General features: G+C 62.5%; 9 protein-coding genes. 1 reads left to right on the plus strand and 8 read right to left on the minus strand.

Going from position 1 to position 12,873, the window contains the following annotated elements; genetic code table 11:
* Positions 1–7: 7 nt before the first annotated feature.
* From hisS to VEZ38_RS08000, 6 genes are all read right to left on the minus strand, one after another.
* Positions 8–1,252: a histidine--tRNA ligase gene (hisS, locus tag VEZ38_RS07975; RefSeq protein ID WP_324892816.1), complete on the minus strand. Its 1,245-nt coding sequence runs from the start codon at positions 1,250–1,252 to the stop codon at positions 8–10.
* A gap of 523 nt (positions 1,253–1,775) precedes the next feature.
* A complete protein-coding gene (locus tag VEZ38_RS07980; RefSeq protein WP_324892817.1) occupies positions 1,776–3,731 on the minus strand; it encodes an FAD-dependent oxidoreductase in 1,956 nt (651 codons plus the stop codon).
* 29 nt (positions 3,732–3,760) lie between these two features.
* A complete protein-coding gene (locus tag VEZ38_RS07985; protein WP_324892818.1) occupies positions 3,761–5,380 on the minus strand; it encodes a coproporphyrinogen III oxidase in 1,620 nt (539 codons plus the stop codon).
* 58 nt (positions 5,381–5,438) lie between these two features.
* Positions 5,439–5,618 carry a hypothetical protein gene (locus tag VEZ38_RS07990; RefSeq protein WP_324892819.1) on the minus strand — a complete coding sequence of 60 codons (180 nt, stop codon included), beginning with the start codon at positions 5,616–5,618 and terminating at the stop codon, positions 5,439–5,441.
* 383 nt (positions 5,619–6,001) lie between these two features.
* Positions 6,002–6,445, minus strand: a complete 444-nt coding sequence (gene dtd / locus VEZ38_RS07995) for a D-aminoacyl-tRNA deacylase (RefSeq protein WP_324892820.1) — start codon at positions 6,443–6,445, stop codon at positions 6,002–6,004.
* 12 nt (positions 6,446–6,457) lie between these two features.
* Complete coding sequence (locus tag VEZ38_RS08000; RefSeq protein WP_324892821.1) at positions 6,458–8,680, minus strand: bifunctional (p)ppGpp synthetase/guanosine-3',5'-bis(diphosphate) 3'-pyrophosphohydrolase; 2,223 nt, start codon at positions 8,678–8,680, stop codon at positions 6,458–6,460.
* A 204-nt stretch (positions 8,681–8,884) separates the two neighbouring features.
* Here VEZ38_RS08000 and uraA point away from each other — a divergent pair, with 204 nt between their 5' ends.
* Complete coding sequence (gene uraA, locus VEZ38_RS08005; protein WP_324892822.1) at positions 8,885–10,156, plus strand: uracil permease; 1,272 nt, start codon at positions 8,885–8,887, stop codon at positions 10,154–10,156.
* 83 nt (positions 10,157–10,239) lie between these two features.
* Here the strand turns inward: uraA and VEZ38_RS08010 are convergent, their stop codons facing one another.
* Both VEZ38_RS08010 and recJ read right to left on the minus strand, forming a co-directional pair.
* The gene (locus tag VEZ38_RS08010) at positions 10,240–10,758 is read right to left on the minus strand and encodes an adenine phosphoribosyltransferase (protein WP_324892823.1); all 519 of its coding nucleotides are present in this window, start codon (positions 10,756–10,758) and stop codon (positions 10,240–10,242) included.
* Positions 10,755–12,873, minus strand: a 2,119-nt coding sequence (gene recJ / locus VEZ38_RS08015) for a single-stranded-DNA-specific exonuclease RecJ (RefSeq protein ID WP_324892824.1), incomplete at its 5' end; no start/stop codon positions are given. The genes VEZ38_RS08010 and recJ, both read right to left, overlap by 4 nt.

Here is a 12,873-nt window from a genome sequence, read left to right on the forward strand (position 1 = left end):
AAAATGTTTACGCCAAACTTCCCCATAAGTCGGCCAACGCGACCGTCCGCTGCTCGCCGTCCGCGAGCGATTTCAATACGATCTCGCCCCGCGCGAGCTCGTCGTCTCCGAGAATCGCCGCGTATTTGGCGGCGAGACGATCGGCGGATTTCAGCTGCGCCTTCATCTTGCGCCCGCCGTAATCCTTCTCGGCGACGATGCCGCGCGCGCGCGCCTCGTTCAGCAGCGCGACGATGCGCGCCTCCGCCGCCTCGCCGAGCGCGACGAAGTACACGTCCGGCGCCGTCGGCGCCGGCAATGCCGCGCCCTGCTTCTCGAGCACGAGCAGCACCCGCTCGAGGCCGAGCCCGAAGCCGACGCCCGTCTGTTCCGGTCCGCCGATGTCGGACACGAGGCCGTTGTACCGGCCGCCGCCGCCGATCGTATCGATCGAGCCGATGCCCGCGGCCTTAAACTCGAACGCCGTGTGCGTGTAGTAATCCAGGCCGCGCACGAGCCGCGGATTGATCGTATACGCGATGCCCATCGCGTCGAGATGCGCCTTCACCTTCTCGAAGTGCGCCGCGCTCTCCTCGTCGAGGTTGTCGAGCAGCGACGGCGCTCCCTCGAACTTCGCTTGGTCGACCTTGCAGTCGAGCACGCGCAGCGGATTGCGGTCCATGCGCGAGCGGCAATCCTTGCACAGGTCCCCTCGCATCGGCTCGAGGAACGCGAGCAGCTTCTCGCGGAACGCCGCGCGCGTCGCCGGCGTGCCGACCGAGTTGATTTCGAGCGTAAAACCCGAGAGACCTATGTCTTTGTAGAACTGGTTCCCGAGCGCGATCACCTCGGCGTCGAGGCTCGGATCGTCGGAGCCGAACGCCTCGATGCCGAACTGGTGGAATTGCCGGTATCGGCCCGCCTGCGGCTGCTCGTACCGAAACATCGGCCCGATGTAGTACAGCTTCGTAATATCCGGCTCCCCGTACAGCTTGTTCTCCACATAGGCCCGTACGACGCCAGCCGTGCCCTCGGGACGGAGCGTCATGCTGCGCTCGCCCTTGTCCTCGAACGTGTACATCTCCTTCTCGACGACGTCCGTCGTCTCGCCGACGCCTCGCTGGAACAGCTCCGTCGATTCGAAAATCGGCGTGCGGATTTCCCGATACAGGAATCTGCGGCACACCTCTCTCGCCTTCGCTTCGACGAACTGCCACCGCTCGACCGCGCCGGGCAATAAGTCCTGCGTGCCTTTCGGCTTTTGGAACGACATGGTTTCGACCCTCTTTCTGAAAATAAAAAAACTCCCGCCCCCGACGACGACAAAGCGTCGTCAGGGACGAGAGATTCGTTCGAATCGCCCGTGGTACCACCCGGATTCCGAAGGCCAACCGCCTTCGCTCTTGCGAATAACGCTCGCGCGCGCATGGGGCTACTGACGCAGCGGCGCGTCTAGTCGACGCAGCCGGCATGGTTCGCCGCATGTTCTCGAGGAGGTCTTTCGTCCGTTCGTCGCAAAGACGCTTGCAGCCTAAGGCGTCTCTCTCTGGGTGCGCCGGGGGCGGAGTACTTTATCCCGTCACTGAATCAAAGACAATTGTACTAACATCGCGCGTGAAAGTCAAGTTTGCCCTTCCCCGGAAAACAAAGGGGCCTGCGGAGAACGCCGCAGGCCAATAGGAAAATCTATGTCAAAAAAGGGGGTCGAGATCATTGTAGGCGATGAACATTAAACGACGATGAAACGGAGATTACAGGATCGTTACATTTTGGGAAACGTTTCCACAGCTCGTTCGTCAACGAACGCTCGACGCCGCCGGCCGGAAGCCGAGCGCCATCGCCACGTCGCGGAATACCATGTACGACTCGCCCACCGTGAGCGCCTTCGGATCGCGGATGCCGGACAGCGTCACGTCCTGCACGTACCTGCCCGCCTTCAGGGCGTCGAGCGCGCCGTTCGGCGGGAACTCGAGCCCGAGCGCCGTCGCGGCGATCAGCGCGGCGTTGTCGAGCGTCAGCGGCGCGGCGCGCAGCTGCGCCTCGAGCGTCTTGTCGGCCGGATACCAGAGAGAAGGATGCGTCGGCAGCTTGTCCCCGAAATAACCGCGCGAGCCGGCGTACAGCAGCCCGTATTCGACCGGGTTCGCTTTCGCGTCGAGCCGGAAGTCGTTATCGTATTTGCCCGAGGTGAGGCCGAACGACAGCACCGTCTTCAGCCCCGAATAATGCCGATGCTTCTCGTACGGCTGCAGCGCGAGCGTGTACGGCTGGAGCGACATGCCCTGCGCGTTCAGCCGGGCTTGCAGCGTCGCGATCGCCGCGGCGTCCTTCGACATCGCCCGGAACGTCAGACCTCGCTCCTTCGCGACTTTGACCGCCGCGCCCGCCGCCTGGCCCGTCGCCATGCCGACGGGAATCGTGCGCGCGCTGCCGTGCGGCAGCGTGTCGAAGGAAGCGGCGCGGCCGACGACGAGCAAGCCGTCGACCTCCTTCGGCACGATGCTGCGGAACGGCACCGCGTACTTGATCGGCTTAAACAAGATGTTCCCGCTGTCGCTCGGCGACGTCGGCTGCAGATCGATCGGGTACGAGCCGAACGCGATCCGGTCCCACTTGTCCTTGTTCTCGAGCAGGTCGATCACGTTCAGCCGGTACTCTCCGATCATATGCCGCGACTCCCGCACGTACGGCTCCGGCGCCACCCCGCCGAGCGAGAGCGACGACAGCTCCGGGAAATGTTTGCGCATATAATCGATGATGAGCGGCAGCTCCTTCTCCCCGGCTTCGATGCCCGCGCGGACGGACGCCGGATCGAGCGGGTCGACGCCGAACAGAAGCAGCGCGTTCACGAGCGCCGTATTGTCGTTCTGCCGGCCGATATTCAGTCCGCGCATCTTCACCTGCGGCTGGCTCGGCTTGTACTGATAAAATTCGGAGTACCCCCACGCGGACATCGTCGTCGTGCCGTACCCCTTCTTGCCCTTGAGACGTTCGCGGATGCCGCTCCAGACGGTCGGCGTCACGCCGTTCAATCGGTAAACGAGCGTCACCGCCATCCGCGCTTCCGGATGTCCGATGTCCTCCCGGCCGAACGTGAACGGCACGCCCGCGGCGGCGAACACGTCGCCGTCCTGAGTCGCGTCGATGACCGCGCCCGCGCGGATGAACAGCTCGAGCCCGTCCTTCGTCGTCACGTCCATGCCGACGACCGTCTTCGTCTTGCCGAACGTCTCGACGACCGGCTCCATCGCGCGAACCGGCATGAGCACGTCGATGTTTTTCTCCGCGTCGACGAGCCGCCGGAAGGCGTTCGCCGCCGTCGTCACGTCGAAGGAATCGCCTTCGACAAGCTTGTACCACTCGGTAAAGATGCCTTTATTTAAAATCGACCCGTCCGGCGAATACCGATTGAGGTCGAGCGAATTGAGCCACCCGAGCGTCATAAGGCCTCCGAGCACCGTTCGATTGCGACCGTCCACCAGCAGCACGGTAAGCCCGTTGCGCGCGGCGGACACCGCGGCGGCGACGCCTTCGGGATCGGTCCCCGCGACGATAACGTCGTATTCCGTCCGCAGCCCCGCGAGCTGCGCCGGCACCTCCAGCGGCACCGGGCCGACGGCTTTGCCGGAAAACCATTCCGCATGCTGCGACAGCGTCCCCGCCGCCGCCGTCCCGCCGCCGACGAAGGCGCTCGCCGCGACGACGCCGGACAGCGCGAACGCGGCTGCGGCGCGAATCCATTTTCGAACCATGTTTCGTTCTTCCCCCATGTCGTAGTGCTTCATTGTACGGCGGCCGCCGAACCGTAGGCTTTCCCCAGCAGCGCGAGTTTCTTCTCCGTATACTCCCGGAACGCATGATTATAGTGATAAGGCTCTTTCGGGTTCGGAAAACGTTCCACCGCCTCCCGCCCGTCGGCATCCGCCGGGAACACCACCTTGCTGACCGCGCCGCAGCCGAGACCGACGACCGTCTGCCGCTCCTCCATCATCAGGATGTTGTAGAGGCTCTCCTTGCCCTCGAGGCTGTAGCCGACGTTTTCGAGATTGCCGAGTATGTTCTTCTGGCGATATAGGTAGTAAGGAACATACCCGTGCTCGGCCGTCCACCGGATGGCTTCCTCCATCATCGCGCGAACCTCGTCCCGCTCCGCCACCTCGTATTGATCTTTGTTCTTCGTCATCTTCGACGCGCGCTTGAACGACAAAGTGTGCACCGTTAACGATTCCGGCATGAGCTTCTCCGTCTCCGCGAGCGTATGCCGCAGCTCTTTCAGCCCTTCGTTCGGCAGCCCGATGATAAGATCCATGTTGATGTTGTCGAGGCCCATTTCCCGGGAAAGCAAAAACTTCTCGACCGTCTCCTCCACCGTATGATGGCGGCCGATCGTATCTAAAGTGCGCTGCGTGAAGCTTTGCGGATTGATCGAGATGCGGTCGACGTTCCATTTGCGCATCACCGTAAGCTTCTCCGGCGTGATCGTGTCCGGCCGCCCAGCTTCTACGGTCAGCTCGCGCACCTGGTCCATTCCCGGGAACGAAGCATGCAGCGTCTCGAACAACGCATCCATCTGTTCGGCTTCGATGCTCGTCGGCGTCCCGCCGCCCCAGTAGATCGTCGTGATGCCGAGCCCCGCCGCTTTCAGCCACTTGCCCGTCTCTCGAATCTCGTAATGGAGACCTTCGAGGAACGCATCGACCGAGCCGTTATTGCCCCGAATGTCGTACGCGGGGAACGTGCAGTACGCGCATTTCGTCGGGCAAAACGGGATCCCGATATAAACGCTGACCTCGCTGCCGTTGATCGTATGCAAATCCGGAATGACGCGCGTTTGCCGCTGCGCTACGTCGGAAAGCAGACGCGCTTTCTCCTCCGTCACGAAATACTCGTCTTGCAGGATGCGCCGCGCTTCGTCGTCGCCGTGCTTCAGCAGCAAGTTGTGCATCAGCTTCGTCGGGCGCACGCCCGTCAGCGTGCCCCACGGCTGCGCGAGTCCCGTCGCCTGCTCCAGCGACTTGACGAGCGCCGCGCCGAGCGCGCGCTTCACCGCCCGCTGCGGATCCTCTCCCGTCAGGCTCGTCAGCGGCCGCTCGATCGCCGCGCGCCATGCGCCCCGGCCTTCCCCGCCGCCCGCTTCCGACGTACCCTTCGCTCGGTTCGCTCCCGCCGTCACCCCGTCCGTCTCATTAGGTTCCTGCGTCTCTCTCGCTTCCGACGTCACGCGGATTCGATTTGCCGCCTCGTCCACCTTCAACTCGATCCGCACGAACAGCCCCGCTTCGCCCTTATCGAACGGGCGGTCGTCGAACCGAACGTCCGCCTCCTCGTAAAACAGCTTGCATAAATGAAATAAATCCATATCGTAATCGGCAAAGCCGACGCGTTCCATTCGAATATTCATGTGCTCTCATTCCTCCAGCCGGGAGCAAAGCAACTCCCGTGGATAGAATACCATAATCTTACGATTTATGTACACGTGTATTGGCGCTGCGCGTCCCGCCGGCGCGAAAACCGGGCTCCGCCGCAAACTCCGTCGACAGCGCGGCCGCTTCCGGAAGCCCTCCTTTCGTCGGCGCCCCTTGACGCAGTCGCTCCGGGTCGCCGCTCGTCGCCTGCTGCTGCTGGATCGAAACTCTCATCCCGTTCCCCTCCCTTTCCTCCGTTACATCCTCCTCCCATTGTCCCCAGCAATGCGCCGGATTAACCTCGCTTTCGCCCGCCCCGCCTGCCCGATCCCCTCCTGTCCCGCTCTCCTTTCCACCTATTTCCCGCTGCTCAGCTGACAGCCCTGCCGTCCCCACTTAACCGACGCCCTTCTGCCGGTTTCTTTCCCGCCAAATTCCCTCAACTCAGCAAGCGCTGCCGTTTGCTCTGAGCAAAGGGAAACAGGTTGGAAACAGACCGACACCGGCCGAGGAGCACAGCAACGGCTGAGCAAAGGGAAATAGGTTGGAAAAGGGCTGACACGAAAGCGCCGCCCCCCTGCCGGGAAGCGACGCCGCTAGCGTACTACTATTCAAAATTAGGCTTTACTGTCCAGCCATAACGTCACCGGACCCCAGTTGACGAGGGAGACGTCCATCATCTCGCCGAAGCGGCCGGTTTCGACGCGGAGCCCGCGCTCTCGGAGCAGCGCGTTAAAGCGCTCGTACAGCGCTTGCGCCGCTTCCGGCCGGGCTGCCGCCATAAAGTTCGGGCGGCGTCCTTTGCGGGTATCGCCGTACAGCGTAAATTGCGAGACGGACAATACCGCGCCGCCGACGTCCAGGACGGACCGATTCATCTTGCCGTCTTCGTCTTCGAAGATGCGCAGACCCGCGATTTTGTCCGCCAAGTAGACGGCATCCGCTTCGCCGTCCTCCTGCCCGACGCCGAGCAGCACGACGAGGCCTTCCTCGATCGCCCCGACCGTCTCGCCCGCGACGACGACGCTCGCCGCCTTGCTTCGTTGCAGCAACGCTCTCATAGAAACCCTCGCTTATTGCATAATGCGCTGCACCGAGTAGACGTCGCGCACGCGTTTAATTTTTTCGACAACGGATTGCAGATGTTCCGTATTTCGGATCAGGATCGTCATATGGATCATCGCGACTTTGTTCTTGTCCGAACGTCCGGATACGGCCGACATATTGGTTTTGCTTTCGGACACCGCCTGCAGCACCTCGTTGAGCAAGCCGCGGCGATCGTGCCCCGTAATTTCGATGTCCACGCTATAGTTCGCTTCCGCGGCGCCGATCCATTCCACCTCGATGACGCGGTTCGCCTCGTCGCCCGCCTCGCCGGTAACGGCGACGTTGGCGCAGTCGCTGCGATGCACCGATACGCCGCGCCCGCGGGTAATATACCCGATGATATCGTCGCCCGGCACCGGATTGCAGCAGCGCGCGAACCGTACCAGCAGGTTGTCCACGCCTTTCACTCGCACGCCTTGCGTCGAGCGGGGGCGTCTGTGCGCCGGGGAGGCGGGCTTCAGCTCGCGCACCTCGTTCGTGAGCTGCAGCTGGGCCGCTTCTTCGTTTTCTTTACGCAGCTTCTCGGTCAGCCGAGTGACGATTTGCGCCGCCGTGATGCCGCCGAAGCCGATCGCCGACAGCATATCCTCCACGTCGTGGAAGTTGAATTTCTTGGCCGTCTCGAGCAGCTTCTCCTCGGAGGCGACGTCCTGCGGCTCGAAGCCGAGTCGGCGCACCTCGCGTTCGACGGCTTCCCGGCCCTTTTCCACATTCTCTTCGCGCTTCTCTTTCTTAAACCATTGTTTGATCTTGCTTCTCGCATGAGACGATTGCGCGATTTTCAGCCAATCCTGGCTCGGTCCGTACGAATGCTTCGAGGTCAAAATTTCGACGATGTCGCCGGTATGCAGCTTATGGTCGAGCGGGACGATGCGGCCGTTCACCTTCGAGCCGATCGTGCGATTGCCGATTTCGGTATGGATCCGGTAGGCGAAGTCGAGCGGCACGGAACCGGACGGCAGCTCGATGACTTCCCCCTTCGGCGTAAAGACGTACACGAGATCGGTAAAGAAATCCATCCGCAGCGATTCCATAAATTCCGCCGCGTCCTTCGCTTCGTGCTGCAATTCGAGAATTTCGCGGAAGAAGGTCATCTTCTCCTCGAACGTGCCGAGATTCGCCGGCTGCGAGGAGCCGTCCTTATTTTCCTTGTACGCCCAATGCGCCGCGATGCCGAACTCCGACGTCCGATGCATCTCGAGCGTGCGAATTTGCACTTCGGTCGGCTCGCCCTTCGGGCCGATGACGGTCGTATGGAGCGACTGATACATGTTCGGCTTCGGCATCGCGATATAATCTTTGAACCGGCCCGGCATCGGCTTCCAGAGCGTATGAATGATGCCGAGCGTCGCGTAGCAGTCTTTCACGTTTTCGACGATAATTCGGATGGCGAGCAAGTCGTAGATTTCGTTGAACTGTTTGTTCCGGCTGACCATTTTCTTGTAAATGCTATAAATGTGTTTCGGCCTGCCGCTGATGTCCGCTTCGATGCCCATCTCGTTGAGCTTCTCGCGGATTTTGTCCATGACTTCCGCGATATGGCGCTCGCGCTCGGCGCGCTTCTTCTGCATGAGATTGACGATGCGATAATATTGCTGCGGATTTAAATAGCGGAGCGAGATGTCCTCCATTTCCCATCGAATGGCGGCCATCCCGAGTCGGTGGGCGATCGGGCAAAAAATTTCGAGCGTCTCTTCGGAGATGCGGCGCTGCGCCTCTTCCGATTGATGTTTCAGCGTGCGCATATTATGAAGGCGGTCCGCCAGCTTGATTAAGATGACCCGGATGTCTTGGGCCATGGCGATGAACATTTTCCGATAATTTTCGTTCTGCTGCTCTTCCTTGGACTTGAATCGGATTTTCTCGAGCTTCGTAAGCCCGTCGACGAGTTCGGCGCAGGTGCGGCCGAATTTCGCTTCGAGATCCTGCGTCGTAACGTTCGTGTCCTCGACGACGTCGTGTAACAAGCCTACGATGACCGTCGTCGCATCCATCTGCATGCCGACCAAGATGTCGGCCACCGCGAGCGGATGCAAAATGTACGGCTCGCCGGACTTGCGGGTTTGGCCTTGGTGCGCGGCCTCGGCGAACGCATACGCTTCGCGGATCCGCGCAAGGTCGGCTTCTTTGATGTATGAAGATGCCTTCTCGAGCAGCTGCTCGATCCCTGTGGGTTGCCGTTCTTCCATAGACCTGTAAATTCCCCTAGAAACATAAATTTTGCTTATCATTATCCCCTTGTTCCGCGGTTCCGTCAAGGTTGCTTCGAGGCCGGCAAAGTCCCTGCTGACTTCCGAGGCAAGTTTTGGTAGGATGTTTGGAGAAGGTCGAATGCTATCGACTACGGTCGAAACGTGTCGACCGCAAACATACGAAGGAGTCGATGATCCCCTATGTCCGCCATGGAACAACGCACGATCGGAGTTCAAGAAAAACCTTCCTTGCTCGTCGGGCTCCCGCTCTCCCTGCAGCATCTGTTCGCCATGTTCGGTTCGACCGTGCTTGTGCCCGTGCTGTTCGGCGTCGACCCCGCCACGATCCTATTAATGAACGGGATCGGCACGCTGTTCTACTTGATTCTTTGTAAAGGCCGCATCCCCGCGTACCTCGGCTCGAGCTTCGCGTTTCTCTCGCCGGTGTTCGTCGTGCTCGGCGCCTCGGGCGGCAGCTACGCGAAGGCGCTCGGCGGCTTCGTCGTCGTCGGCGCGATCTTTACCGCCGTCGCCCTGCTGATCTCGGTCGTCGGCACGCGCTGGATCGACGTCGTCTTCCCGCCCGCCGCGATGGGCGCGATCGTCGCCGTCATCGGCCTCGAGCTGGCGCCGGTCGCGGTCGATATGGCGGGCTGGGCGCCGACCCCGGAGAAGCCGTACGATCCGGCTGCCGTCATCGTCTCGGTCGTCACGCTGCTCGTCACGTTGGTCGGCTCCGTCGTCTTCCGCGGCTTTATGAAAATTATTCCGATCCTGTTCGGCATTATCGTCGGTTATGCGCTCTCCGCGGCGCTCGGCATCGTCAGCTTCGCGAAGGTCGCCGAAGCGGCTTGGCTGCGCTGGCCGACGTTCACCACGCCGGAATGGGACGCGGCCAGCATCGCGATTATCGCGCCGGCCGCGCTCGTCGTCATCGCCGAGCACATCGGCCACCTGATCGTTACCGGCAACATCGTCGGGAAAGACTTGACGAAGGAGCCCGGCCTCGGGCGCTCCTTGCTCGGCAACGGGGTATCCACGCTCGTCTCCGGCTTCGTCGGCTCCACGCCGAACACGACGTACGGCGAAAATATCGGCGTCCTCGCGCTAACCCGCGTCTACTCCGTCTGGGTCATCGGCGGCGCCGCGGTGATCGCCGTGCTGCTCTCGTTCGTCGGCAAGCTCGCCGCGCTGATCATGACGATCCCGACGCCGGTCATGGGCGGCGTATCGGTGCTGCTGTTCGGCGTCATCGCGGCGTCCGGCATCCGGATGCTGCTCGAGACGAAGGTCGATTATTCGAAGGCTTCGAACCTCATTCAGACCGCCGTCGTGCTCATTATCGGCGTGGGCGGCGCGACGTTCACGGTCGGCAACTTCTCGCTGAAGGGCATGGCGCTCGCTACCGTCGTCGCGATCCTCCTCGGGCTGTTCTTCAAGCTGCTCGAGACGTTAAAGCTTCGGAACGAATAATTTCTTCGGTTTCGGAAAAGGAAAGGGGCAGGAACGAACGCGGCGATTGCTGCGTTCGGCCTGCCCCTTTTTGGCGTTAGCTTCTAGTAGGTAATCAACGAAAAAACGTCGATGCCGTCCATCTTCTTGCGCCCGTCAAGATAGGACAGCTCGATGAGGAACGCCGCGCCGATGACGTCGCCGCCGAGCTGGCGCACGAGATCGACGCAGGTCGCGATCGTGCCGCCGGTCGCGAGCAGGTCGTCCGCGATCAGCACTTTCTGCCCCGGGCGAATGGCGTCCTTGTGTACGGCGAGGCTATCCTTGCCGTATTCCAAATCGTACTTCGCCTCGATCGTCTCGTACGGCAGCTTGCCCGCTTTGCGAATCGGAACGAAGCCGACGCCGAGCGCGTAGGCGAGCGGCGCGCCGACGACGAAACCGCGAGCCTCCGGGCCGCAAATGACGTCGATTTGCTTCTCCTTCACGAGCTGCCGCAATTGCTCGATCGCTTCGCGGTAGACGTCCCCGTTTCCGAGCAGCGTCGTAATGTCCTTGAAACGAATCCCCGGTTGGGGCCAATCCTCGATTACGCGAATATGGTCTTTGAAATGTACGTTCATCCTGTAGCCTCCGTCGTTCGTTGATTCCTATCGATTGTCACATCTTCTATATAGAACGCTTGTCCGAACAGCCGCTCGAAGAGCGATTCCGACGGAAGCCGCATCCATTCGAGCGCCGCCGCCTCGGCCGCGCCCGAGAGCCGGAAGCTGGGCGACTCCGCCAGCTCCCGCTTCGCCGGGTTCGGCGCCGCCCGGATCGCGCCAGGCGCCGCGCCGTCCTCCGCGAAGCCCAGCTCCCGAAACACCCGCAGCGCCAGCCGGGCCGCTTCGACGCCGAGCCCCGCGGCACTCGTCAGCGCCCGGATCCAGTCGGCTTCCGGCGCTTCGGCGAAGCCGCGGACGGCGACGTACGCCCGCTTCAACGCGTCTCGATCGAGCGCAGCGCCGCCGTCGAAGGCAAGCGCGTAAGTACGGGACAACGATGTCGCTTGTTTCAGTATATGACGAAACCGCTCGTAAGGGAAAGGGCAATGTACGAAAAAGACGTCCGTCGCGCGCTCGAACGGCTCGTCGAACGCCGCGGCGTTCGCCGGCGAAACGAGCCGCTCCCCGGCCGCTTGAAGCCGGTAGGCGGGCACGGTTTTCCACCACGCCGCGAGCGCGGCCGGCGTCTCGCCGAACGGTCCGAGCAGGAACGCCGGCCGAAAGTCGTCGGCGCGTACCGACTCCCACCGTTCGCGGAAGTCGGCGGCGCTCGACGCGCTTCGCCAATCGAACAGCTGCACGTGCGGAACGGCGACGTCTTTAAGAATGATTTGCGGCGTCTTGCGTCCGTTCCATTCGTTGACGGACAGCTCGCCGACGAGCGACAACGACGAGCCCGCCGCGACGCGGCGCACCGTCTCCCCGATGCCGAAGCCGACGGCGTCGAGCGTCCGCCGGCCGTCCCCGAGGCGAAACTTGGCATGGCGCTTGTCTTTGCCGATGACCGACGCCTCCTTCACGAACGCGCCTCGGAAGGCGAATTTCGGCGTTGGGTGGGCCATGCCGAACGGCGCCAGCTTGTCCAGCTCCTCGATCGCCTCGAGCGTGACCTCCTCCAGCGTCAGCTCCGCGTCGGCCGCGGTCACCGGCGTGCGAAGCTCGTCCGTCAGACGGGACGCCGCTTCCGCGCGGAACGCCGCGACGAACGCGTCCAGCCGCTCGGCGCGAATCGACAAGCCCGCGGCCGATTCATGCCCGCCGAAGTGGTCGAACATCGATTCGCAGGTTTTCAGCGCGGCATACAGATCGAAGCCGGGAATCGCGCGCGCCGAGCCTTTGCCGATGCCCGAAGCGGCGTCGACGGCGATGACGACCGTCGGGCGATAATACGCCTCGACGAGCCGGGAAGCGACGATGCCGATGATGCCCGGATTCCAGGCTTCGGACGCGACGACGATCGCGTCGCCGGGTCCGCCCTCCGCTTCGACGAGGGCGATCGCTTCGAGCGCCGCCGCCTCGACCATGCGCTGCCGCTCTTTGTTCAGCCCGTCCAACCGGCGGGCCAGGGCGTCCGCTTCGACCGGGTCGTCCGTCGTCAGCAGCCGCACCGCGTCGTCGGCGCTGTCGAGCCGGCCGACGGCGTTAATCCGAGGCGCGACGATGAACCCGATCGTATTCGCGGTCACCTCGCGCCGCTCGACGCCGGCCGCCCGAAACAGCGCCGCGAAGCCCGCGGGCGGCGCCTCGCGAAGCTGCCGAAGGCCGAGCTTCGCGATCGAACGGTTTTCGCCGACGAGCGGCATCAGATCGGCGATCGTGCCGAGCGCGGCGTACGCGGCCAGTTCCTCCGGCACGCGTCCGAGCAGCGCCTGCGCCAGCTTGAATGCGACCCCGACGCCTGCAAGTCCCTTGAACGGGTACTTGCAATCGGGGCGCTTCGGGTTAATGACGGCGCATGCGTCCGGGAGCGTCTCGGGCGGCTCGTGATGATCCGTAATGATAAGGTCGAGTCCCAACGCCTTCGCCGCTTCCGCCTGCTCCGCTGCCGTAATGCCCGTATCGACCGTAACGACGAGGGAAACCCCGGCTTGCTTCGCTTCCTCTAAATAATGCGTATGTAATCCGTACCCGTCGCCGACGCGATGCGGAATGCGAACGTCGAAGTCGGCGCCGAGCATTCCGAATAGTCGA

The sequence above is a fragment of the Paenibacillus sp. genome (assembly GCF_035645235.1).
Lineage (GTDB): Bacteria > Bacillota > Bacilli > Paenibacillales > YIM-B00363 > Paenibacillus_AE.